This window comes from Cupriavidus sp. 05T41 (assembly GCF_056396525.1).
In genome coordinates this window covers 1-23,993 of the sequence record NZ_JBFTLQ010000057.1, presented here as the reverse complement: position 1 = coordinate 23,993, position 23,993 = coordinate 1, and the positions used below count along the sequence as shown (strand labels likewise).

Annotated in this window: 21 protein-coding genes and 3 pseudogenes; 19 read left to right on the top strand and 5 right to left on the bottom strand. The window is 67.4% G+C overall.

Going from position 1 to position 23,993, the window contains the following annotated elements; all coding sequences use genetic code 11:
* Window positions 1-51 precede the first annotated feature (51 nt).
* The 8 genes from cheY to AC1DKV_RS27570 all read left to right on the top strand — a co-directional run bounded on the left by cheY (window position 52) and on the right by AC1DKV_RS27570 (window position 9,009).
* Window positions 52-447, top strand: coding sequence for a chemotaxis response regulator CheY (cheY, locus tag AC1DKV_RS27605; protein WP_441621947.1), 396 nt, complete (start codon window positions 52-54; stop codon window positions 445-447).
* A 16-nt stretch (window positions 448-463) separates the two neighbouring features.
* The gene (gene cheZ, locus AC1DKV_RS27600) at window positions 464-1,093 is read left to right on the top strand and encodes a protein phosphatase CheZ (protein ID WP_441621949.1); all 630 of its coding nucleotides are present in this window, start codon (window positions 464-466) and stop codon (window positions 1,091-1,093) included.
* 213 nt (window positions 1,094-1,306) lie between these two features.
* Entirely contained in the window at window positions 1,307-2,449 is a 1,143-nt protein-coding gene (flhB, locus tag AC1DKV_RS27595) for a flagellar biosynthesis protein FlhB (protein ID WP_477138400.1), read from the top strand.
* A complete protein-coding gene (flhA, locus tag AC1DKV_RS27590; RefSeq protein WP_441621953.1) occupies window positions 2,446-4,536 on the top strand; it encodes a flagellar biosynthesis protein FlhA in 2,091 nt (696 codons plus the stop codon). Before flhB ends, flhA begins: the two co-directional genes overlap by 4 nt.
* A 13-nt stretch (window positions 4,537-4,549) precedes the next feature.
* Window positions 4,550-6,988, top strand: coding sequence for a flagellar biosynthesis protein FlhF (gene flhF / locus AC1DKV_RS27585; RefSeq protein WP_477138399.1), 2,439 nt, complete (start codon window positions 4,550-4,552; stop codon window positions 6,986-6,988).
* Window positions 6,989-6,991: 3 nt separating this feature from the next.
* Entirely contained in the window at window positions 6,992-7,825 is an 834-nt protein-coding gene (locus AC1DKV_RS27580; protein WP_441621957.1) for a MinD/ParA family ATP-binding protein, read from the top strand.
* A 39-nt stretch (window positions 7,826-7,864) separates the two neighbouring features.
* Complete coding sequence (locus AC1DKV_RS27575; RefSeq protein ID WP_006162649.1) at window positions 7,865-8,581, top strand: RNA polymerase sigma factor FliA; 717 nt, start codon at window positions 7,865-7,867, stop codon at window positions 8,579-8,581.
* Window positions 8,578-9,009, top strand: coding sequence for a flagellar protein FlhE (locus AC1DKV_RS27570; protein ID WP_477138398.1), 432 nt, complete (start codon window positions 8,578-8,580; stop codon window positions 9,007-9,009). The genes AC1DKV_RS27575 and AC1DKV_RS27570 overlap by 4 nt, the downstream gene beginning before the upstream one ends.
* A gap of 253 nt (window positions 9,010-9,262) precedes the next feature.
* On the opposite strand, the gene AC1DKV_RS27565 is transcribed toward AC1DKV_RS27570, so the two are convergent.
* The 3 genes from AC1DKV_RS27565 to flgA form a co-directional block, all read right to left on the bottom strand.
* On the bottom strand, window positions 9,263-9,721 hold the full coding sequence (locus AC1DKV_RS27565) for a flagella synthesis protein FlgN (protein WP_441621962.1): 459 nt from the start codon (window positions 9,719-9,721) through the stop codon (window positions 9,263-9,265).
* 46 nt (window positions 9,722-9,767) lie between these two features.
* The gene (gene flgM / locus AC1DKV_RS27560) at window positions 9,768-10,073 is read right to left on the bottom strand and encodes a flagellar biosynthesis anti-sigma factor FlgM (protein ID WP_441621964.1); all 306 of its coding nucleotides are present in this window, start codon (window positions 10,071-10,073) and stop codon (window positions 9,768-9,770) included.
* Between the two features lie 201 nt (window positions 10,074-10,274).
* Window positions 10,275-10,994: a flagellar basal body P-ring formation chaperone FlgA gene (gene flgA, locus AC1DKV_RS27555; protein WP_441621966.1), complete on the bottom strand. Its 720-nt coding sequence runs from the start codon at window positions 10,992-10,994 to the stop codon at window positions 10,275-10,277.
* A gap of 221 nt (window positions 10,995-11,215) precedes the next feature.
* Between flgA and flgB the strand changes: the two genes are divergently transcribed.
* The 11 genes and pseudogenes from flgB (at window position 11,216) to flgL (ending at window position 21,878) form a co-directional block, all read left to right on the top strand.
* Window positions 11,216-11,623 carry a flagellar basal body rod protein FlgB gene (gene flgB, locus AC1DKV_RS27550; protein WP_477138397.1) on the top strand — a complete coding sequence of 136 codons (408 nt, stop codon included), beginning with the start codon at window positions 11,216-11,218 and terminating at the stop codon, window positions 11,621-11,623.
* Between the two features lie 7 nt (window positions 11,624-11,630).
* Entirely contained in the window at window positions 11,631-12,038 is a 408-nt protein-coding gene (gene flgC, locus AC1DKV_RS27545) for a flagellar basal body rod protein FlgC (protein ID WP_477138396.1), read from the top strand.
* Between the two features lie 21 nt (window positions 12,039-12,059).
* The gene (gene flgD / locus AC1DKV_RS27540; protein ID WP_477138395.1) at window positions 12,060-12,725 is read left to right on the top strand and encodes a flagellar hook assembly protein FlgD; all 666 of its coding nucleotides are present in this window, start codon (window positions 12,060-12,062) and stop codon (window positions 12,723-12,725) included.
* Window positions 12,726-12,769: 44 nt separating this feature from the next.
* Window positions 12,770-14,023: pseudogene (gene flgE / locus AC1DKV_RS27535) on the top strand (flagellar hook protein FlgE).
* A gap of 41 nt (window positions 14,024-14,064) precedes the next feature.
* On the top strand, window positions 14,065-14,808 hold the full coding sequence (gene flgF, locus AC1DKV_RS27530; RefSeq protein ID WP_441650386.1) for a flagellar basal-body rod protein FlgF: 744 nt from the start codon (window positions 14,065-14,067) through the stop codon (window positions 14,806-14,808).
* A 52-nt stretch (window positions 14,809-14,860) separates the two neighbouring features.
* Complete coding sequence (gene flgG, locus AC1DKV_RS27525) at window positions 14,861-15,646, top strand: flagellar basal-body rod protein FlgG (RefSeq protein WP_441621977.1); 786 nt, start codon at window positions 14,861-14,863, stop codon at window positions 15,644-15,646.
* Window positions 15,643-16,326 (top strand): flagellar basal body L-ring protein FlgH, encoded by a 684-nt coding sequence (flgH, locus tag AC1DKV_RS27520; protein WP_477138394.1) that lies wholly within the window; start codon window positions 15,643-15,645, stop codon window positions 16,324-16,326. Before flgG ends, flgH begins: the two co-directional genes overlap by 4 nt.
* 14 nt (window positions 16,327-16,340) lie before the next feature.
* Window positions 16,341-17,474, top strand: a complete 1,134-nt coding sequence (locus AC1DKV_RS27515) for a flagellar basal body P-ring protein FlgI (protein ID WP_477138393.1) — start codon at window positions 16,341-16,343, stop codon at window positions 17,472-17,474.
* Between the two features lie 2 nt (window positions 17,475-17,476).
* Complete coding sequence (gene flgJ / locus AC1DKV_RS27510; protein ID WP_477138392.1) at window positions 17,477-18,517, top strand: flagellar assembly peptidoglycan hydrolase FlgJ; 1,041 nt, start codon at window positions 17,477-17,479, stop codon at window positions 18,515-18,517.
* A gap of 180 nt (window positions 18,518-18,697) precedes the next feature.
* The gene (gene flgK, locus AC1DKV_RS27505) at window positions 18,698-20,611 is read left to right on the top strand and encodes a flagellar hook-associated protein FlgK (protein ID WP_477138391.1); all 1,914 of its coding nucleotides are present in this window, start codon (window positions 18,698-18,700) and stop codon (window positions 20,609-20,611) included.
* 37 nt (window positions 20,612-20,648) lie between these two features.
* Window positions 20,649-21,878 (top strand): flagellar hook-associated protein FlgL, encoded by a 1,230-nt coding sequence (gene flgL, locus AC1DKV_RS27500; RefSeq protein ID WP_477138390.1) that lies wholly within the window; start codon window positions 20,649-20,651, stop codon window positions 21,876-21,878.
* Between the two features lie 92 nt (window positions 21,879-21,970).
* Here the strand turns inward: flgL and AC1DKV_RS27495 are convergent.
* Both AC1DKV_RS27495 and AC1DKV_RS27490 read right to left on the bottom strand, forming a co-directional pair.
* Window positions 21,971-23,509, bottom strand: a pseudogene (locus AC1DKV_RS27495) (efflux transporter outer membrane subunit).
* Window positions 23,506-23,993: pseudogene (locus AC1DKV_RS27490) on the bottom strand (HlyD family secretion protein); the annotation flags it as partial. The pseudogenes AC1DKV_RS27495 and AC1DKV_RS27490, both read right to left, overlap by 4 nt.

Sequence of the window (23,993 nt, the reverse complement as noted above, 5' to 3'; positions counted from 1 at the left end):
GGTGCAAGTATTGAAGTAGCAACTTTCCACAACTGTATTGGAGCCGTTAGAGTGGACAAGAACATGAAGATCCTGGTGGTCGATGACTTCCCCACCATGCGCCGCATCATCCGTAACCTGCTCAAGGAACTGGGCTTCGCCAACGTCGAGGAGGCCGAAGATGGTGCCGCCGGCCTGGAGAAGGTCAAGGACGGCAGCTTCCAGTTCGTCGTGTCCGACTGGAACATGCCGAACATGGACGGCCTGAGCATGCTGCAGGCKATCCGCGCCGAAGCCGCGCTGGCCAAGCTGCCGGTGCTGATGGTGACGGCCGAGGCCAAGAAGGAAAACATCATCGCAGCGGCGCAGGCCGGCGCGAACGGCTACGTGGTCAAGCCGTTCACGGCCGCCACGCTTGACGAGAAGATCACCAAGATCTTCGAGAAACTGGCCAAGGAAGGGGCATAAGGTGGGCGACATGTCGATGACTCCGACTCTCAGCAACGAATCTGCCGAGCAGCTTTTCCAGCGCATTGGCGCCCTGACACGGATGCTGCGCGACAATATGCGCGAATTGGGGCTCGACAAGGAAATCGAGCGCGCCGCCCAGGCCATCCCCGATGCGCGCGACCGGCTCAGCTATATCGCCTTGATGACCGAGCAGGCCGCTGAACGCACGCTCAACGCCGTGGAGCTGGCGCAGCCGCTTCAGGCCGGCATGGAGAAGCAGGCCGAGGCGCTCGACAAGCGCTGGGAAGCCTGGTTCGACAAGCCGGTCGAGCTGGCCGACGCGCGCGAGCTGGTGCTCGATACCCGTGCCTTCCTGACCGACGTGCCGCAGCAGGCCCGCGCCACCGGCAGCCACCTGCTGGAAATCATGATGGCCCAGGACTTCCAGGACCTGACCGGCCAGGTCATCAAGAAGATGATGGACATGATCCGCTCGCTGGAGCAGGAACTGCTGCAGGTGCTGATCGACAACGTGCCGGCAGACCGCCGCGTCGAGGCGCCCGCCACGCTGATGAACGGCCCGCAGATCAACCCGGAAGGCAAGGCCGACGTCGTCTCCGACCAGTCGCAGGTGGACGACCTGCTTGCCAGCCTGGGCTTCTGAGTCCCGCCCGGGACGCGGTGCCGGCCTGGCGCCGCGCCGGCCCCCGGGGCGCCCCCGGAGGCCGTCCGGGGACACGGCCCGCCTTCGGGCGGGCCGTGTCATCGCGCAAACAGCGCCACAATCCCGGCCTTATTCCCTCTAATGCCCGCCCCTTCGCGCTCCCATAATCGTTGCTGACGAAGGGCCAGCATGCCGCTTCGTAACGGAGCGGCCATGTCCGAAGAAAGCGATCTCGAGAAAACCGAACCTGCCTMACCCCGGCGCCTGGAAAAGGCGCGCGAGGAAGGACAGGTCGTACGCTCGCGCGAGCTCGCTACGCTGATCATGCTGATGAGCGGCGTGGCTGGCCTTGCGACCCTCGGCGGCACGCTCGCCACCAGGCTCAACGCCGTGATGCGCGCCGGCCTGGCCTTCGAGCCGGCCACGGCCTTCGATACTTCGCGCATGATGTCGCGCTTCGCCATGAATACCTGGGAAGGCCTGCTGGCATTCCTGCCGCTGCTGCTGCTGTTCGGCGCGGCGGCCCTCGCCGGTCCCATGCTGCTGGGCGGCTGGATGTTCTCCACGCAATCCCTCGCCCCCGATTTCTCCCGGCTCTCGCCGCTCAAGGGGCTGGGCCGGCTGTTCTCCTCGCAATCCCTGGTGGAACTGGCCAAGGCCATCGCCAAGGCCCTGCTGGTGGGCGGCGTGGCCGGCTGGGTGCTGTGGCACCGCCTGCCCGACGCGGTGGCGCTGATGAGCGCGCCGCTGCACGAGGCGCTGCTGCACATGCTGGAGCTGGTGCTGCACTGCTGCGGGATGGTCGCCGGCTCGCTGGTGCTGGTGGCCGCGCTGGACGTGCCCTGGCAGTACTGGACCTTCTTCAAGAAGCTGCGCATGACCAAGGAAGAGGTCAAGCAGGAGCACAAGGACAGCGAAGGCGACCCGCATATCAAGGGCCGCATCMGCCAGCAGCAGCGCGCCATGGCTCGCCGCCGCATGATGTCCGAGGTKCCCAAGGCGGACGTGGTGGTCACCAACCCGACCCACTTCGCCGTGGCGCTGCGCTACGAGGAAGGCCGCATGAGCGCGCCGCGCGTGGTGGCCAAGGGCAGCGAGGCGGTCGCCGCGCGCATCCGCGAGATCGCCGTGGAGAACAACGTGCCGCTGCTGTCCGCGCCGCCGCTGGCGCGCGCGCTGCACCGCCACGTGGAGATCGGCCGCGAGATCCCCGCCGGCCTGTATACCGCCGTGGCCGAAGTCCTGGCCTGGGTCTATCAACTGAAGCACTGGCACCACACCAGCGGACCGCACCCCACGGCACCGTCCGACCTGCTGGTGCCTGACGAACTCGCCGTACCGGAAAGCCACGCATGAACGCATTGACCTCGCTGTTCAACCTGTCGGGGGCACGGGCCAGCAGCAGCCAGATGAAGGCGCTCGCGGGACCGCTGCTGATCATCATGATCCTCGGCATGATGATCCTGCCGCTGCCGCCCTTCGTGCTGGACCTSCTGTTTACGTTCAACATCGCGCTGTCGATCATGGTGCTGCTGGTGGGCATGTACACGCAGAAGGCGCTGGATTTCGCCGCCTTCCCGGCCGTGCTGCTGTTTTCCACCCTGCTGCGCCTGTCGCTCAACGTCGCCTCGACCCGCGTGGTACTGCTCGAAGGCCACACCGGGCCCGACGCCGCGGGCAAGGTGATCGAGGCCTTCGGCCACTTCCTGGTKGGCGGCAACTTCGCCGTKGGCATCGTGGTGTTCGCCATCCTGGTGGTGATCAACTTCATGGTGATCACCAAGGGCGCGGGCCGGATCGCCGAGGTGGGCGCGCGCTTCATGCTCGACGCCATGCCCGGCAAGCAGATGGCGATCGACGCCGACCTCAACGCCGGCCTGATCAACGAAGACGGCGCCAAGAAGCGCCGGGCCGAAGTCTCGCAGGAATCGGATTTCTACGGCGCCATGGACGGCGCCAGCAAGTTCGTGCGCGGCGACGCCATMGCCGGGCTGCTGATCATGTTCATCAACGTCGGCGCGGGCATGGTGGTCGGCATGCTGCAGCACGACCTGGACTTCTCCACMGCGGTGCGCAATTACACGCTGCTGACCATCGGCGACGGCCTGGTGGCGCAGATCCCCGCGCTGGTGATCTCCACCGCCGCCGGCGTGATCGTTTCGCGTGTGTCGAACGAGCAGGACGTGGGCCAGCAGCTGACCGGCCAGCTCTTCTCCAACCCGCGCGTGCTGTACCTGACCGGCGGCATCATCGGCATGATGGGCATCATTCCCGGCATGCCGCATTTCGCCTTCCTGGTGTTCGCCGGCGCGCTGGTGTGGTTCGGCCGCTATGTGGCGCGACGCGACGTGGCCGCCGTGCAGGAAAAGAAACGCGAGGAACGCGCGCCCGTCGCCGCGGCGGAATCCACCGAAGCCAGCTGGGACGATGTCTCCCTGGTCGACCCGCTGGGCATGGAAGTGGGCTACCGCCTCATTCCGCTGGTGGACCGCGCGCAGAACGGCGAACTGCTGGGCCGCATCAAGAGCATTCGCAAGAAGGTGGCGCAGGAGATCGGCTTCCTGGTGCCGGTGGTGCATATCCGCGACAACCTCGAACTCAAGCCCAACGCCTACCGCATCACGCTCAAGGGCGTGGAGATCGGTCGCGGCGAGGCCACGCCGGGGCAGTGGATGGCGATCAACCCCGGCCAGGTATCCGGCACGCTGCCGGGCACGCCCACGCACGATCCGGCCTTCGGCTTGCCCGCGGTGTGGATCGAAGCCGGGCTCAAGGAGCAGGCGCAAACCTACGGCTTCACCGTGGTGGACGCCAGCACGGTAGTGGCGACTCACCTCAACCACCTGATCCACCTGCACGCGGCCGAACTGCTCGGGCGCCAGGAAGTGCAGGCCCTGCTGGACCGCATCTCCAAGGAATCGCCCAAGCTCACCGAAGACCTGGTGCCCAAGGTCATCACGCTCACCGCGCTGCAGAAGATCCTGCAGAACCTGCTGGACGAAAGCGTGCCGATCCGCGACATGCGCACCGTGCTGGACGTGGTGGCCGAGCACGCGCCCAAGATCAGCGATCCCAACGAACTTACCGCGCTGGTGCGCATGGCGCTGGGACGTGCCATCACCCAGCAGTGGTTCCCCAACGGGGCCGACCTGCAGGTCATCGGTCTGGACGCGGGGCTTGAGCGCGTGCTGTCGCAAGCGCTCACTAACGGCGGCGGTATCGAACCGGGGCTGGCCGATGCGCTGCTGCAGCAGACCCAGGCCGCGGTGTCGCGCCAGGAACACCTGGGGCTGGACCCCGTGCTGCTGGTGCCGCATCCGCTGCGCCCGCTGCTCGCGCGCTTCCTGCGCCGGACCATGCCGCAGCTCAAGGTGCTCTCGCATGCCGAGGTGCCGGACAACCGAAACATCAGGATCACCGCCATGATCGGCGGCGCAGCGTGAGGGATGACGCAAGATGAGCGTAGCTAAATTCGTGGCGGCCAATGGCCGCGAGGCCCTGCGCCAGGTGCGCGAGGCGATGGGCCCGGACGCCGTGGTGCTGTCCAACCGCACCGTCGAGGGTGGTGTGGAGATCGTCGCCATGCGCGACACCGATCTCGGCGCCATTTCCAGCAGCGCGCCGGTGTTCACGCCGCCGCCCGCCACGGTGGCGGTCGACGGTGCCCTGGGCGACCTGCGCGGGGAACTGCAGACCATGCGCGCCATGATGGAGCGGCAGTTCGCGGGAGTAGGCACTCACAGCCTGCCTGCCGCAGGCGGCGATCCGCTGCGCGATTCCCTGTTCAACTGGCTGGTCACCGCCGGATTTTCCGGCCAGCTCGCGCGTTCGCTGCTGGGCCACCTGCCGCTCGGCCACGACCGGCCCGCCGCCATGACCTGGATCCGCCAGGAGCTGGCGCGCAAGGTGCCGGTGCTGGGCGACGAAGACGCGCTGTTCGCGCAAGGCGGCGTGCTGGCCCTGATCGGCCCCACCGGGGTKGGCAAGACCACCACCACCGCCAAGCTGGCCGCGCGCTTCGTGCTCAAGCACGGCCCGGAACGGCTGGCGTTGCTGACCACCGACACCTTCCGTATCGGCGCGCATGAACAACTGCGCATCTATGGCGACATCCTCGGCGTGCCCGTGCACGCGGTCAAGGACGCGGCCGACCTGCGCTTCGCGCTGGCCGCGCTCACCGAGAAGCACCTGGTGATCATCGACACCGTCGGCATGAGCCAGCGCGACCGCAACCTGTCCGAGCAGATCGCCATGCTGGCCGGCGTGCAGGCGCCGGTGCAGCGCATCCTGCTGCTCAACGGCGCCAGCCACGGCGACACGCTCAACGAGGTGGTGCATGCCTACCGCCACGATGCCACGCCCGGCGGCGGCATCGACGGCTGCATCGTCAGCAAGCTCGACGAAGCCACGCACCTCGGCTCCGTGCTCGACGTGGTGATCCGCCACCGCCTGCCGGTGTACTACGCCTCGATCGGTCAGCGCGTGCCCGAACACCTGGAGCTGGCCAGCGGCGCCGCCCTGGTCGAGCGCGCCTTCCAGACCCCGCGCCGTGGCTCCGTCTTTGCCGATGCCGATGCCGTGCGCCGCGTCATGCCGGGCCAGGATGACAACGATGGCGCCCGCGCCGCGGGTGCTTCGGCCACCGCCGGCGCCGAGGGCATGCTGCGCTCGCTGACCGACAGCGCCAACGCGGTCAGCKACTGCGTGGACCAGCTCGACGCGGGCAACTTCGGCTTCGACCTGGTACGCACCCTGTGGCAGCAGCGCGCGGACAGCGCACCGTCGGCGCGCCAGATGGCGCAACACGTGCGCGAGGCCGCCTGCCGCGATCTCGCCCGCCAGTGCGACCGCTTCGTGCTCGCGCTGAGCGCCACCGTGGCMGCGCCCGCGGCCGGCCGCCGCGCGCCGCGCCCGTGGCAGCATACGCTGTGGCTGGCCGACCGCGACGGCCTGCCGCTGGCTGCCGCCGCGGCGCCGGGCGGGCGTACCGCCCCAGCGCTGCAGGCAAGCCAGGGCGGCTGGGAAACCGACGCCGCCAACCTGGGCGCCGCCATCGCCGCCGCGCGTACCGTGGTCAATGTGCTGGACACCATGCCGGCCGCGGCCACGCTGGCGCGCTGGCAGCAGGCAGGTGAGCGCTGGCTGACCACCACCCGCAAGACCACGCGCGTCGCCAGCAACGGCGTTGCGCTGAAGGTCGATGCGCTGGCCGAGACGCTGACGTTCCATGCCTTCGAAGAGATCGAGTACCGCGGCCGCGATGCCGTGCAGTGGATCGCGCAAGCGCCGGTGCGCGTGCTCGAAAGCCAGGTGCGCGGCACGCGCGGCAGCGAGGGCGGCACCGAGGCCGGCCTGCTGGTATCGCGCCTGGTCGACCGTGAAAACGGCCAGACACTGGCCGTGCAATACCTGCTGTGCGAGCCCGCACTGCTGGCCGAGGGCGCGCAACTGGCGCGCTGGGCACGCTGGGCCGAAGCCGGCGAGGCGCACCTGCGCACACTGCGCCATGCGCTCGACCATCTCGGCCAGGGCGAACGCCAGGACGGCGCCAACGATGCCGCGCAGGCGGAAAACCAGGCATGCGCGCGCCTGCTGGCACTGCAGATGGCCGTGGCCGCGCTGCGCCTGGAGCAGGCCGGCGACACGGAAGCCGCGGCCTTCCTGGCGCGCCTGTCCGYGCGCGCGCCGGCGCGCCAGACCCCGAATGCTGCCGTGCTGGTCGAAGGCATGGGCCGCCTGCTGGCGCTGCTGGACGTGCTGGAGAACTACCCCGCGCGCAATGGCCGTGCCGCACCTGCCGTGCCGACCGTACCGGCCGCGCCCGCCACCGAGCCCGACGGCTTCGTCGATGGTGGCCGGATGTTCAAGGCGCTGGCGCAGGTGCAGGGAGAGTAAAACGTGAATTCACTTGCCCTGGACCAGGCCGAAAGCCTGCGGCGCATGCTGGCGCCGCGTGCCACGCGCCGCATCGCGGTGGTCGCGAGCGATGCGGGCGCCGGTGCCACCACGGTGGCGCTCGGGCTGGCCAATGCGCTCGCCATGCAGGGTGAACGCGTGCTGCTGATCGACGAAGACCGCATTGGCGCGCGCGCCACCCGCTTGGCCGGCGCGGCGCCCGAGGGCACGCTGGCCGCCGTGCTGGGCGGTGCGCTCACGCTGGAGGCCGCGCTGGGGCAACGTCCCGCGGGCACCATCGGCGTGCTGCCCGGCAGCCCGCAGGCCACGGGCGACCTGGGCCTGTTCAATGGCTACCGCACCGTGCTCAGCGATGCCCGCAGCGATGCCGAGGGCGCCCTGTCGCAGGTGGCCGGCATGGCGCACAACGTGGTGGTGGTGCTGCGTGCCGAGCCGGCATCGATCAAGGCCGCCTATGCCTGCATCAAGCAGCTGAACCACCTCTACGCCTGCCGCCGTTTCCACCTGGTCGTCAATGCCGCCGCCAGCGACGCCGCCGCCAGCGCCGTGCTCGGCAATCTTGCGCGCACCGCCAGCCAGTATCTCGGCGTGGACGCGAGTCCTGCCGGCAGCCTGCCGCACGATCCGCTGGTCGAGCGCAGCACGGCGCTTGGCCGCTGCGTGGTCGAAGCGTATCCGGCGGCGCCGGCCACTGCCGCCCTGCGCCGTCTTGCCGTCGGCATCGCCGGCTGGCCGCTTCCCATGCCTTCACCAGCCGTAGCCCGTTCAACCCCTCCGGCCGCGCCGCTGGCGCCGCCGGCCACGGCCCTGGCCTGAGCGCCGGGCCTGCCAGCTAGGACTCACGAGAATTCCACCATGTATACGATTCAGGGAAAGCTCGAACAGACTGACACCGTGACCGCGCATGCGTCGCTGGTGCGTCGCATCGCCTTGCAACTCGCGGCCAAGCTGCCGGCCAGCGTGCAGCTCGATGACCTCATCCAGGCTGGCATGATCGGCCTGCTCGACGCCGCCAAGCGTTACGAGGATACGCACGGTGCGCGTTTCGAGACCTATGCCAGCCAGCGCATCCGCGGCGCCATGCTCGACGAGGTGCGCGCCAACGACTGGCAATCGCGCAGCCTGCGCCAGTTCACCCGGCGCATCGAGCGTACCGTGCGCGGCCTCGAGCAGACGCTCGGCCGGGCGCCGCTGGACTCCGAGGTGGCGCAGGAGCTCGAGTTGCCACTCGACGAATACCAGACCTTGCTCAACGAGGTCTATGGCTGCCAGCTGCTGCACTACGAAGACTTCGAACGCTCCGGCGAAGAAGACTTCCTGGATCGCCACCTGAGCGTCAGCGACGACGGCAATCCGCTCACCGTGCTGATGGAGAGCGGCATGCGCGAAGCGCTGATACGCGCCATCGAGCGACTGCCCGAGCGGGAAAAGCTGGTGCTGTCGCTGTGCTACGACCAGGAGCTGAACCTGCGTGAGATCGGCGCCGTGCTCGAGGTGACGGAGTCGCGCGTCTGCCAGATCCGCAGCCAGGCCATCACGCGCCTGCGTTCGCAGCTGCGCGGGCTGCTATGAAAGCCAGGTCCCGCCATATCGCCGTGGCGGCCATTGCCGCATGCTGCAGCCACGGCTGGGCCGCGCCGGCAGGACCTACCCTGCATTCGTGGTCGGCTTCCGTGAGTGGCCCCGCCTTGTATGGCAAGGGCCTGCGCACCATGTCCGCGCCCATCACCCCGACCGGGTATCTGCCGCAGGCCGAGGGCGCCATCACCACCGTGCGGTGGCGCTACAGCTTTACCCGCACGCCGCCGCTCGATCTGCAGGCCTATCTGTGCAATGCGCAGCGCTGCGTGTTGCTGCCGKGGGCGGAGGGACTCACCGATGCCTTCAGCGGGGATGACGCAGGCAGGGGATTCGTGTTCGCGTTCCAGGTACCGGGGAAGGGCGCGCTGACGCCCGTCCTGCAGGGACAGTCGGGACAAGTGGTGGTGGGGTACAGGTAAGACCGCAGGTGCATGGATTCGGCGGCCCGGGCCTTTCCGCCCGGGCGCCGCTTCCCAAGCCCCCGCAGCCGCTCAAGCCTCAAGTCTCAAGCCTCAGGCTCCAACCCTCAAGCCACCGGCTCCGCCACCGCGCCCGAACAAAAAAAAGCGGCTTCGCCTTCCCTGCCGGGAGCGAAGCCGCTTTTTTTGTTCGTTCGGTCTTTCCTGCATTTCGCCGCGGGCTTGCGAAAGCCCGTGGCGACAAGACACCGGTTCAGCCCGCCGCCAGGCTGACGCCTTGCGGACCTTGCTGGGTTCGCCCGTCCTTGCCGTACAACGTGCCCGTCTCGCCCCGGTGGCGCAGCGCCAGGATGGCTTCCTGCGTGAACTCCAGATGCGCATCCACCACGGCCGCATTGACGGCGTTGGCATCGCGCGCCATGCGCGCGGCGAACAGCAGGTCGCGCCATGCGGTCTCGACGGCAGGCACGATCTCGCGCCCGAACAGCTGGCCGCCCGCACCGAGGCGAATCCCCATGGCACCCATCTGCGCCTCGCGCGTGCGCGTCAGCGTCTGCAGCGAGCCGGCCAGTTCGACCTTGCGATCCAGCAGGCCGACCAGCGCCTGGTAGTCGCCCGCCTTGATCATGGCGCGCTCTTCGCCCAGCACGGCGGCGAATTCCTTGGAGAGCTCGGTTTCCCGGGCGAGGTTCTGGATCAGGGACTGGCTCATGGCTTGCCTAAGTGTCGTGGGTTGGCTTTGCCGCCGGTGTCGAGCGTCAGGCGCCGCCGTTGAGTTCGCGCAGCGACGCCAGCAGACCGTCTGCGATCTTGCTGGGGTCGATCTTGATGCGTCCTTCGGCGATGGCCTGGCGGATTTCGTCCACCTTGGCGGTATCGATGTCGTCGTCTTGGTCTTCCACCAGGCGCGCGCCGATTTCGCGCACCTGGGCGCCTAGCGGGCTKACGCGCACGCCGGGGGTTTCCGGGGCGGCGGCCGGGCCGGCGGGGGTGCCTGCCACGCTGCGCGTTGCACCGTCGCCGGCGTCGCCCGGCCTCGAGGAGGTGGTCTGATTGATCTTCACGGTGATTCCTTGCTGGGTACCTCTGGCTTATCGGACGGTGGCGGCAGAACTTTAGGGCCGCCCCGGGTCCATCCGGCCCGGCTCACGGACCCGTCMGGCCACGCTGCCCGCCGGACGCCGGTCTTGGGATGCCGGCTGCACATCCTGCAGCGCTGCGCGCCATTGTCTCATGAGACCGTTGCGCTACCCAGGCACGCCAGCCTATTGCTGCAGCACCACCGTGTCGCCATTGCGCACCAGCGCGCTGACCACCTGGCCGCTCTTGAGCCGCACCTGCACATTGCTGCCGACCGCGGCTTCGGCCATCACCTTGCCCTCGCTGCTGAGCTGGAAGGAATCCCCCTCGACCACCACCGTCACGTTCTGTCCCTGCCGCACGGCAATGGCCTTCTTCAGKAGATCCGTGCGCATCGGCGAACCCGCTGCGATGCGGCTGGCGGCCACGGCGCCCGCGATCTGCGCGGGGTCGGTCACCACCGCGCGCGGCAGGTTGGAAAGGTCGCCCTGGCGCACTTCCAGGTCAGAAGGGTCTACTGGCTCGCCGGGGGTGAAATTGCGGCCGGCCACGTAGTAATCGGCCACCACCGCGACGCGCGCCTGCACGTAGCGCGTCCACGGGCGCTCGCCGCCGCAGCGCACGCCGACGGAGACGCGGCCCCAGGGCGACGCGCCCGGCGGCAGGAAGGGTTCGGGCAGGGTGCATTCCGGTGCGCGGCCGCCCGACGGCGGMACGACCTGGATGCTGGCCTTGCCGGGCAGCCCGGCGGTCTGGCGTTCGAGGAACCGCTCCACCGCGACGCGCACCGGGTCTTCGGCAAAGGGCGAGGGCGGCGCTGCGCGGACGCTGCCGGACAGGGCGCCGCCGGCGGCKAGCACACAGAGCAGGGCACGCGCAACGGCGGACCGGAAACGAGGAATCATGGGTGCATCCAGGCAAGGAGCGGTGCGCTGGCGCGCCACCGGCGCGCGGGCCGGGCCGCGAGAACAGGACCCATTGTAGGCAGCCGCGCTTTCTCTCTCGTTCCGAAATACGCAGTTTTCTTTGCCCTATTCGCACGATTGGGATGACAGGGCCGAACCTAAGATGGCACACCTGAAGAAGGTCGACCTTCATCGCTCTCTCCCTCCAGCGAGACACAGACATGATTGACAGACTCGATGCGGCACTGCRCTTCCAGCAGGATGCGCTGAGCTTGCGGACCCAGCGGCAGTCGGTGATTGCCTCCAATATCGCGCACGCCGACACGCCCGGCTACAAGGCGCGCGACTTCGATTTCTCCAGCACGCTGGCGCAGACGGTCGAGCGCGGCAGGCGCGCCGAAGGCGTATCTCTCTCCACGACCTCGGCGCGGCACCTGCCGGGCCAGGCGTCGGCGTCCGACAACATGGACCTCGAGTACCGCATCCCCATGCAGTCGAGCATCGACGGCAATACCGTCGAGATGGACACCGAGCGCGTGGCCTTCGCCGACAACGCGGTGCACTTCGAGTCTGGCCTCACGGTGATGAGCGCCAAGATCAAGACCATGCTGTCGGCCATCCAGCAGTGAGCGCGCCATGCCAGCAATGAATATCTTCGAGGTGGCCGGCTCGGCCATGGCCGCGCAGTCGCAGCGCATGAACGTGACCGCCTCCAACCTGGCCAACGCGGACAGCGCGGTCAGCCCCAACGGCCAGCCCTACCGCGCCAAGCAGGTGGTGTTCGKCCTGGCACCCACGCCAGGCCAGAGCGACGTGGGCGGCGTGCAGGTGGAAGGCGTGCTGGAAGACCCGTCGCCGCCGCGCATGATCCACAACCCGACACATCCGCTGGCCAACGCCGACGGCTACGTCACCATGCCGAACGTCAACCCGGTGGAAGAGATGGTCAACATGATCTCGGCCTCGCGGTCCTACCRGGCCAACGTGGAAGTCCTCAACACCGCCAAGAACATGATGCTCAAGACACTGACCATCGGGCAGTAATCGTCTTAACCGGGATACGCAATGACTAGCACTTCTTCCGTCKATACCAGCAGCCAGGGCATCAACAACGCCTTGCAGAGTGGCAGCGCTAGCGCCGCCGACCTGCAGAACAACTTCCTGACCATGCTGGTCACGCAGATGAACAACCAGGACCCGCTCAACCCGATGGACAACTCGCAGCTCACCTCGCAGCTCGCGCAGATCAGCCAGGTGAGCGGCATGCAGACCATGAACAGCACGCTGCAGGCGCTGCTGTCGCAAGTCTCCGCCAGCCGGGCCATGGATTCGGCGTCGCTGATCGGCCATACGGTGATGGTGCCGGGCTCCAGCACCTCGGTGACGGGCGGCGTGCCGGACAAGATCGGCGTGGACCTGCCTTCGACGGCCGACGCGGTCACGGTGAACGTGCTCGACAAGGACGGCAACGTCGTGCGCACCATCGACATGAAGGGCCAGGTCGCGGGCGTGCACGACATTCCGTGGGACGGCAAGAACGATGCCGGCGCGGCTTTGCCCGACGGCGACTACAGCTTCAAGGTCACGGCCACGGCCAGCGGCAAGGATGTCACGCCGGTCGCGCTGGTCTACGGCAAGGTGGGCAGCATCAGCGGTGACTCCAGCGGCGTGCTGGTGGATATCGGCAACGGCCGCACGGCGTCCGTCGACGACGTGCGCCGCATTCTTTGATTMAACTGCGATTCATCAGCTAACCAGTCTACTAGGGGAACATCATGGGTTTCGGTCAAGGGGTAAGCGGCATCAACGCCRCGGCATCCAACCTGGACGTCATCGGCAACAACATCGCCAACGCCAATACCGTCGGCTACAAGCAATCGACGGCGCAGTTCGCCGACGTGTATGCGGGCACCAAGATTGGCCTGGGCGTGACGGTGAATTCGGTGGTGCAGTCGTTCAGCCAGGGCAATATCGAGGCGAGCGGCAGCTCGCTCGACGTGGCGATCACCAACGGCAACGGCTTCTACCGCCTGACCGACGCCACAGGTTCGGTCTTCTACTCGCGCAATGGCCAGTTCTCGCGCCAGCCCGACGGCAGCATCACCAATGCGCAGGGCCTGGCGCTGACCGGCTACCCGGCCGGCACGACCGGCGGCGGCGCGGTGCAGCCGCAGCCGCTGGTGGTGCCCAGCACCACCATGGCGGCCAAGGCCACCACCACGCTGGCCTCGTCGTTCAACCTGGATTCCGGCAGCAAGGTTCCGGCCACGCCGTTCGTCAGCACCGGCCCGCTCCCCGGACCGCCCCCGGTGCCGGCTTCGTTGCCGACCTTGAGCATGTACAACTACGGCACCGGCGTGACGGTGTATGACTCGCTGGGCAATGCCCGCCAGCTGACCGCGTACTTCTCGACGGGTACGCCGGGCGCCGGCACGCAGCCGGGCGGCACCGACTGGACCATGCACCTGACCRATGCGGCGGGCAACGTCGTCAACACCACCACGATGCAGTTCAGCTCGAACGGCAACCTGGTGTCGCCGGCGCCTGGCGCCACCACCAACATCGCCATGCCCGCCTCCAACGGCGCCGCCGCGATGGCCATCGCCATGGACCTGACCGGCACCACGCAGTTCGCCGGCGCCAGCGACACCAAGCCGCCGGTGCAGGATGGCTATGCGGCGGGCAGCCTGCTGGGCTTCGCCATCCAGCCGGACGGCACCATCCTGGGCAGCTACTCCAATCAGAAGACCCAGGCACTGGGCCAGGTCGTGATGGCGGGCTTTGGCAACCCCGAAGGCCTCAGGCCCGAAGGCAACAATGTGTGGTAGGCGACCGGCGCGTMGGGCCAGCCGGTGGTMGGCGCGCCCGGCGGCAGCCTGGGCACGCTCAAGTCCAATGCGGTCGAAGCCTCCAACGTKGACCTCTCCGGCCAGCTCGTGAGCCTGATCGTGGCGCAGCGCAACTACCAGGCCAACGCGCAGACCATCAAGGCACAGGACACGGTCATGCAGACCCTGGTCAACCTGTAATGCACGTCGTCGGCAAGCAAGGCCGGAACTGAGGAAACGCAATGGACCGCTTGATCTATACCGCCCTGTCGGGGGCCAAGCAGACGCTTGACCAGCAGGCTGCGGTATCCAACAACCTGGCCAATGCCTCCACGCCGGCCTTCCGCGCGCAGGTCAACATGTTCCGCGCGGTGCCGGTGGTGGGCAATGCCTCGCCGACCCGCGCCTTCACGCTGGCTTCCACGCCGGGCGCTGACATGAAGGCCGGGCCGCTGACCTACACCGAGCGTCCGCTGGACGTGGCRCTGCAGGGCAATGGCTGGCTGACCGTGCAGGCGCCCGACGGCAGCGAGGCCTACACTCGCGCAGGTTCGCTGCAGGTGTCGGCCGACGGCCAGCTGCTGACCAGCACCGGCTTGCCGGTGATGGGCGACGGCGGCCCGATCGCGGTGCCGCCCGGGTCGACGGTCAGCATCGGCAGCGATGGCGCCATCACCGCGCGCGGCCCCGGCGATGCCGCGCAAGGCCTTGCGCAGGTTGGCAAGCTGCGCCTGGTGAACCCGCCGCCGGAGTCGATCGCCCGCGGCGACGACGGCCTGTTCCGCCTGCGCCCCGGCGCGCAGCCGCTGCAGCAGGACGCCAACGTACGCGTGGTTTCCGGCGCGCTTGAAGGCAGCAACGTGAATCCGGTGGAAGCCATGGTCGACATGATCGCCAACGCGCGCCGCTTCGAGATGCAGATGAAGATGATCCAGGGCGCGGACACCAACGACCAGCGCGCCAACCAGCTGCTCTCGAACAACTGAATTTCTTGAATTGATGCGCCGTCGCACCATGCGGCGGCCTGTGAGGACAAACATGATCCGCTCTCTCTGGATTGCCAAGACCGGCCTCGATGCGCAGCAGACGCAGATGGACGTGATCTCGAACAACCTGGCCAACGTGTCGACCAACGGCTTCAAGCGCGGCCGCGCCGTGTTCGAGGAACTGATGTACCAGACCGTGCGCCAGCCGGGCGCGCTGTCGTCGGACCAGACCACGCTGCCCTCGGGCCTGCAGCTGGGCACCGGCGTGCGCCCCGTGGCCACCGAGCGCATCCACACCCAGGGCAATCCGCAGCAGACCGGCAACAGCAAGGACGTGGCCGTGATCGGCCAGGGCTTCTTCCAGGTCACGCTGCCCGACGGCACCACCGCCTACACKCGCGACGGCTCGTTCCAGACCGACCCGAACGGCCAGCTGGTGACCTCCAGCGGCTTCGTGGTCCAGCCCGCCATCACGCTGCCGGCCAACTACACCACGCTCACCGTGGGGCGCGACGGCACGGTCTCGGTCACGCAGCCGGGCTCGAGCAACAACGTGCAGGTCGGCCAGCTGCAACTGGCTACCTTTGCCAATCCGGCCGGACTGGAAAGCCTGGGCGAGAACCTGTACGTGCAGACCGACGCATCGGGCGCGCCCAACACCACCGTGCCCGGCCTGAACGGCGCCGGCACGCTGCAGCAGAACTACGTGGAAGCCTCCAACGTGAACGTGGTCGAAGAGCTGGTCAGCATGATCCAGACCCAGCGCGCCTACGAGATCAACAGCAAGGCAGTGCAGACGTCCGACCAGATGCTGCAGCGCCTCACCCAGCTCGGATGATCATGATTGCCTCGTTGACCCGCCTGGGCGCGCTCGCCCTGTGCTGCCTCGCGACCGGTTGCGCGATGATGCCGCGCGAGCCGCTGGTCMAGCTTCCCACCACCGCGCGGGCGGAACCCCGCGCATTGGGACCGGCGAGCGGATCGATTTTCCAGGGGTCGTACGCAGGCAATCCGCTGTTCGAGGATCGCCGTCCGCGCAACGTGGGCGACATCCTCACCATCGTGATCAGCGAAAACGTCAACGCCAGCAAGAATTCCGGCACCAACGCCAGCCGCACGTCCAACAKCGCGCTGGCATTCGATGCCGTGCCCAAGGCGCTCGGTGGCTTGTTCAGCAGCAGCCAGAACGCCACCATGAGCGGTGCCAACGCCCTCAAGGCCAGCGGCGGCGCCACCGCCGCCAACACCTTCAGCGGCACCATCACCGTGACCGTGCTGGAAGTGCTGCCCAACGGCAACCTGGTGGTGTCCGGCGAAAAGCAGATGGCCATCAACCAGGGCGCGGAGTTCATCCGCTTCTCGGGCGTGGTCAATCCGCGCACGATCACAGGCGACAACGCGGTCCCGTCCACCCAGGTGGCGGACGCGCGCATCGAATACACCGCCAAGGGCTATATCGACGAAACGCAGAACATGGGCTGGCTGCAGCGTTTCTTCCTCAACGTTTCACCGTACTGATGGCAGATTGCATCATGTTCCCGTCTTCGCTCCCTGTCTTGCGCCGCCGCTTCGTCCGCGCTCTCTTCCTCGCGCTGACGCTGGGCCTGCTGTCAGGCGCGGCGCATGCGGAACGGCTGAAGAACCTGGCTACCTTCCAGGGCGTGCGGGACAATCCGCTGGTCGGCTACGGCCTGGTGGTCGGGCTGGACAGCACCGGCGACCAGACCATGCAGACGCCGTTTACCACGCAGAGCCTGACCAATATGCTCTCGCAGCTCGGCATCACGCTGCCGGCCGGCAAGAACATGCAGCTCAAGAACGTGGCGGCGGTGATGGTGACGGCGACGCTGCCGCCGTTCGCGCAGCCCGGCACCCAGCTCGACGTGGTGGTGTMGTCGATGGGTAACGCCAAGAGCCTGCGCGGCGGCACCTTGCTGATGACGCCGCTCAAGGGGGCCGATGGCCAGGTCTATGCCATCGCGCAGGGCAACATGCTGGTGGGCGGCGCGGGTGCGTCGGCCAACGGCAGCAAGGTGCAGGTCAACCAGCTGGCGGTGGGCCGCATCGCCAACGGCGGTATCGTCGAACGCGCCGTGCCGGCCTTCCAGCCCGAAGGCGGCCTGCTGAACATCGAACTGCGTGAAACCGACTACGGCACCGCGGAACGCGTGGTCGATGCCATCAACCGCAACATGGGCGGCGGCGTGGCCACCGCGCTGGACGGGCGCGTAGTGCAGGTGCGCACGCCGCAGGGTTCCTCCGCGCGAGTGGGTTTCATGGCGCGCATCGAGAACATCGAGGTCACGCGCGCCAAGGCCGCGGCCAAGGTCATTCTCAACGCACGCACCGGCTCGATCGTCATGAACCAGGCCGTCACCGTGGAAGACTGCGCCGTCGCGCACGGCAATCTCTCCGTGGTCATCAACACCCAGCCGGTGATCAGCCAGCCGGCGCCGTTCAGCGGCGGCCAGACCGTGGTGGCGCCGGTGTCGCAGATCGACCTGAAGCAGCAGGCCGGTTCGCTRCAGATCGTGAAGGCGGGCGCCTCGCTGGCGGCGGTGGTCAAGGGMCTCAATTCGCTGGGCGCGACCCCGGCCGACCTGCAGACCATCCTGGAAGCCATGCGCGCGGCCGGCGCGCTGCGCGCGGACCTCGAGATCATCTGACCATGTCCGCCAGCCGACTGGCCGCGCAGGCCGAACTCTCGCAACGCTTTGCCCTGGACACCCAGGGTTTCGAGGGACTCAAGCAGAGCGCCCGCACCGGGGCCGGACCCGAGACGCTGCGCACCGMGGCCCGCCAGTTCGAGGCTGTGTTCACGCAGATGGTGCTCAAGAGCATKCGCGATGCCACGCCGCAGGAGGGCCTGTTMGACAATGAGCAGACCAAGCTCTACATGTCGATGATGGACCAGCAGCTCTCGCAGCAGATGTCCAGCCGCGGCATCGGCCTGGCGGACGTGATGGTGCGCCAGCTGGCGCGGGCCAGCGGCGCGGCGGTGCCGCCCGAGCTTGCCGGCAGCGCCGGGGTCGCGGCGGCAAGGCAGGCGTCGCTGCAGGCCGGCATGGACGACGCCGCTCCCGGCCTGGCCGGCGCGCTCGACATGCGCAACGGCGACGGCGACACGCCGCGCGCCGGCAGCGTGGTGGCCGGCCCCAGCTGGAACCCGACCGCCKGGCTGCGCCAATACCAGGGCCAGGCCCAGGACACCGGCGCCTGGCAGGGCAACGGCCCGGCGCTGCCGGAAGACACGCCGGCCCATATCAGCGCCTTCGTCTCGCGCATGGCGGGGCCCGCCATGTCCGCCTCGCGCGCCACCGGCGTGCCGGCCAAGCTGATCCTCGGCCAGGCCGCGCTCGAATCCGGCTGGGGCCGGCGCGAGATCGCGCATCCGGACGGCAGCACCACCTTCAACGTGTTCGGCGTCAAGGCCGGGGCGAACTGGAAGGGCGCCGTCGCGGAAATCACCACCACCGAATACGTCGACGGCCAGCCGCAGAAGGTGCGCGCGCGCTTTCGCGCCTATGGTTCGTACGACGAAGCGTTTGCCGACTACGGACGCCTGCTGAGCAACAACCCGCGCTATGCCGAGGTGCTGGCCGCGGGCAACCCGGACGACGCCGCGCGCGGCTTGCAGCGGGCCGGCTACGCCACCGATCCGGCTTACGGCGAGAAGCTCGTGCGGATCATGCGCAAGGTCCCGGTCTGAGCCCTCGGGCCGGCCGCGGCGGGCAAATATTCGGCCGCCGCGCTCTAAAGTCTGTTTGTCTTTTTGCCGTTACTTACACCATTCACCGCCGTCGGTCCTCGCAGCGGCGAACTGGCACCGGCTCCGGTGCGCGGATCGCCMGGCCAGGCGCACGGCAGCCACCAGACGCGGAGCTAGAGCATGTCTCTCTTCAATATCGGACTTTCCGGCCTGAACACGGCGCAGAACGCGCTGACCACGGTTGGCCACAATCTCAGCAATGCGGCCACCACTGGCTACACCCGCCAGAACACCATCATCGCTTCGGCCGGCGGCCAGTACACCAGCGCCGGCTTCTACGGCCAGGGCTCGAATGCCACCTCGGTGGTCCGCGTCTATGACGAATTCCTGACCAACCAGCTGCGCGGTGCCCAGACCGCCAGCGCGCAGCTCTCCACCTACTCCGACCAGATCGGCCAGATCGACAACCTGCTGGCCGACCAGAAGGGTGGCCTGGCGCCGCTGATGCAGAAGTTCTTCGCCGCCGTGCAGGGCGTGTCCGATACGCCGGCCGACCCCGCCGCGCGCCAGAACCTGCTCAACGCCGGCCAGTCGCTGACGGGCCAGATGCGGGCCGCCAACGCATATTTCCAGCAGTTGCGCGACGGTGTMAACAGCCAGCTGCAAAGCTCKRTGACGCAGATCAACGCGTTCTCCCAGCAGATCGCCAAGCTCAACACCCAGATCACGCAGGCGACCGCGGCCGGTGCCGGCCAGCCTCCCAACGACCTGCTCGACCAGCGTGACCAGCTGGTCTCGCAACTGACCCAGATCGTTGGCGTCAAGGTGGTGCCGCAGGACGGCACCTACAATGTCTTCGCCGGCAACGGCCAGGCGCTGGTGATGGGCTCCAGCTCGTACGACCTGAAGGCAGTCGCCTCGGCCGACGACCCTTCGCGTACCACCATCGCTTACACGCAAGCCAACGGCAATGCGTATGAGATGGATGAGAGCTCGCTCACGGGCGGCTCCGTCGGTGGCCTGCTGAAGTTCCGCAGCGAGACCCTGGACTCGGCGCAGAACGCCATCGGCCGCCTGTCGGTGACGCTGGCGCAGACCTTCAACGACCAGCACAAGCTTGGCGTGGACCTGACCGGGCAGATCGGCGGCAACCTGTTCACGCTGGGCACGCCCGCGGTGATCGCCAAKACCACCAACACAGGCGCCTCCGCGGTCTCGGCGACCATCAGCAATACGTCCCAGCTCACCACCAGCGACTACACCCTGTCGTTCGACGGCACCAACTACAACCTGGTGCGCGCGTCCGACAGCAAGGTCGTGGCCAGCCAGGCCGGCGCCACCGCTATCTACCCGCTGACGCTGTCGGCGGATGGCGTGGACGTCAATATCCCGACMGCGATGTCGACCAACGAYTCGTTCCAGATCCAGCCGACCCGCAACGTGGCCGCGGCAATGGACATGGCGATCACCGATCCGGCCAAGATTGCTGCCGCGGGTCCGCTGCGCGCCAGCACCGGCGCCACCAACACCGGCACCGGCACCGTCAAGGTCAGCAACGTCGCGGCGGGCTTCAGCCTGCCCGCCACCACCATCACCGCGAAGTACACCGCCGCCGGCTACGTCTTCACCGACGCCGCCGGTGCCGCGGTCGTGCCGACCACCGGCCCGACCCCCAACGGCGCCGCAACGGATTTCTCGTTCAACGGCATCACCGTGAGCTTCGCCGGCACGCCTGCCGTKAACGACACCTTCACCCTGGCGCCCAACCTCGGCKGCGTGTCCGACAATGGYAACGCCTTGACGCTGGCCAAGCTGCAGAACGTCAAGACCATCGGCGGTGTCTCCAGCTACAACGATGCCTTTGCCCAGCTGGTCAACGACGTCGGCAGCCGTGCCAAGTCGGTGCAGATCGCATCGACGTCGCAAGACAGCGTCACCACGCAGGTCACMACCGCACAGCAGAGCGTGTCGGGCGTGAACATGGATGAGGAAACCGTGTCGATGCTGCGCTTCMAGCAGCTCTACCAGGCCAACGCCAAGGTGATCCAGACCGCCACCAACCTGTTCGATACCATCATCGGCATCGGCAACTGATCGTCCAGCAGACCCGGATCCCAGGAAAGGAACAGACATGCGCGTCGCAAGCTCAACGCTTTACCAGCTCGGCCTGGCCTCGATGAACAGCCAGCAAGGCTCCCTGCTGCATGTGCAGCAGCAACTCGGCACCGGCCGCCGCATCCTCACGCCGTCGGACGATCCCGTCGGCGCCACCCGCGCCCTGACCGTCGCACAGTCGAGCGCGGTCAACGACCAGTACACCACGTCGCGCAAGCAGGCCACCAACAACCTGTCGATGGAGCTGAACTCCCTCAACAGCGTCGTCACCACGATCCAGAATATCCAGACGCTGGTGGTGCAGGGCGGCAACGGCACCATGAGCGACGCCGACCGCGCCTCCGTGGCATCGTCGCTGCAAGRCGCCTACAACCAGTTGCTGGGCACGGCCAACGCCGACGACGGCAACGGCCAGTTCATGTTCGCGGGCTACCAGTCGTCGACGCCGCCGTTCTCCAAGAACAGCCTCGGCGCGGTGCAATACACGGGCGACACGGGCCAGCAATTGCTGCAGGTCGACGTGTCGCGCCAGATGCCGACCAACGACAACGGCTACGCCATTTTCATGAGCGTGCAGAACACCGCAAGCTATGTGGCCTCCGCGGGCGCGGGCAACACCGGCACGGCCACCTTCAGCGCGGTCACGGTCGCCGACCCGACCAATGCGCTGTACGGCCATGCCCTGTCGATCAATTTCGCCGCCGATCCCACCACCGGCGCGATGCAATACCAGGTGGTCGACAACAGCGCCACCCCGCCGGCCGCGGTCGGCACTCCTGTCGCCTACACCGACGATGCCGGCATCCAGATCGGCGGTCTTTCGCTGTCGATCAAGGGCACGCCCAACAGCGGCGACATCGTCAACCTGCAGCCCGCGCAGCAGGCCGGCACCGATATCTTCGCCAACCTGCAKAGCGTCATCGCCGCGCTGAAAAAGCCCATGGTCACCGATGCGGACCGCGCCTCGCTGACCAACGCGCTGGCGACCGCCAACCGCAAGATGGCCAACTCGCTCGACAACGTCAGCACGGTACAGTCCTCGGCAGGCTCCCGCCTGCAGGAACTCGATGCGCTCAACACCATCGGCTCCAACCGCTCGCTGAACTACACGCAGACCCTGTCCGGCCTGCAGGACCTGGACTACTACTCCGCAATCCCCGAGTATTACCAGCGCCAGACTGCGCTGCAGGCCGCCCAGCAGTCGTTCATGCAGATCCAGGGGATGAATCTGTTCAAGTACTTGTAAGGCGGGGAAGTGCCAGGCTGATATTGGTGTGTGTGCGACGGTAGCAAAGCCTGGAAGCGATGAAACCCGCACCCGCTCGCCCAAACACCTCCTCAGCGAACAACGTGCTGCTCGCCGTAGGTCGACTCCCAGCCGCCACCGAGTACCTTGCATAGCGTAATAAGGTTCGTGGCGGCGGTTGACCTGCTCTGTTCAAGATTGCGCTGCGCTTCGATCAATTGCTTCTGCACGTTCAGGACGTTGAGGTAGTCGATAGCGCCGGCCTTGTACCGTTGCTGCGCGATCGAGAGCGCGCGCTGGTTCAGRCTCACGACCTCGGTCAGCCGGTMGCGCCGCCGCTGTTCGGCATCGTAGGCGAGCAGCGCGTCGTCAACCTCGCGCCAGGCTTAGAGCAGGGTGCGTTTGTAGACGATCGCGGCTTCCTGTTGCTGCGCCTCGCGCAGATGCAGCATCCCCTTGAGCTTGCCGCCCTCGAAGATGGGAAGCGAGATCGACGGTCCGACGACAAACTGGCCCGACGCCCAGTTTGCGAGGTTCGAGAGTTGGAGACTCTGGAACCCGGCACTGCCATTTAGCGTGATGCGCGGATAGAAGTCAGCCTTTGCCATGCCGATCGACGCCGTGGCCGCGTGCAGTTGCGCTTCCGCCCTCCTGATGTCCGGTCTGCGCTGCACGAGTTCCGACGGGAAACCGATGGGCACCTCCTTGGGGAGTTCCGGAATGTCACGCACTTCGCCGAGCGCTTGCCGCAGTGCGCCCGGCTCTTCGGCCAGCAACAGTCCGATCGCATTGATGGTGGCCTCGCGACGCGACTCGAGCGTCGGGATCAGGCTTTCGATCGATGCCACCTGTGCGGAAGCATTGGCCACGTCCAGATCCGTCGTGACGCCTTCACGTGCGCGTACCTGCGTGAGCTTGGTGGTGTCACGGGCGATTTCAAGGTTCTGTCCTGCGATCTGTAGCAGGGACTGCGTGTCGCGCAACTCGATATAGTCTCGCGCGAGTTCGGCGCGGGCAGACAGGAGAACCGCGTTCCGGTCCTCGTACGAGGCCGCCGTCAAAGCGGTCGCCGCTTCGACACCGCGTCGCACGCGGCCCCAGATATCGATCTCCCACGACGCATCGAAGCCGAACTGGTACAGGTCGAATGCGGGCGAACCGCTCGAACCCGGCAATGGCGCTACGCCGAGCGGCGCGTCGCCCGATGCCGATTGTGGCTGACTACCTGTCGGGCTGACCCCAAGCAAGGAGAGGATGCCGTTTGGACTTCCGCGCTCGYGGTGATAGGAGGCGGCGCCGTCCAGTGTCGGATATTCAGCGGCGCCGGCCACCCGTTGCGCGGCCCGGCTTTGCCGCAGCCGCGCCGACGCGGCGGCCACGTCCAGGTTCGCATCGGCCAGTTGCTTTTCGAGCGAGTTCAACAGGGGATCGTCGAGCAGTGTCCACCATTCCGAACTGAACTGGGATTCAACCGCCTTGCTCGATGCTTGCGCAGACTGGGCGCGGTCGAAGACGTCGGGGGTGGCCGCGCCCGGACGTTCGAAGTCCGGCCCGACCGCGCAGCCGGCCATCGCGAGGCACGCMAGTATCGCCAGCACCGAGGCGCGGAAAGAGTATTCATTCGCGTTCATTTTCTGTCTGCTCCCTTGGCCAGCATATCGCCACGGCGGCCAACGGCCACTTCCGTTACGACGGAAAGGCCTACGCTMAATTCCGACGCGGCTTGCTGCCCGCGGTCGATGGTGATCTTGACGGGCACGCGCTGGACGATCTTCGTGAAGTTGCCGGTTGCGTTGTCAGGAGCAATAGGCGCGAAGCTCACTCCGGTCGCCGGGGCAAGGCTATCGATATGACCTTGGATCACGACGCCAGGAAGGCTATCCACCTTGATGCGCACGCTGTGGCCAGGTCGCATATTGGTGATCTGGTTTTCCTGGAAGTTGGCGACGACATAGGCGTCGGAGACCGGGACAATCGCGAGAACCGGCGCGCCGGGCGTCACAAATGCGCCGACCCGCGCCGAGCGCCTGCCAACCTTGCCGTMCACCGGTGCATGGATTTCCGTATAGGACAGATTGAGATTCGCCAATTCCTGAGCTTCGCCAATTCCTGAGC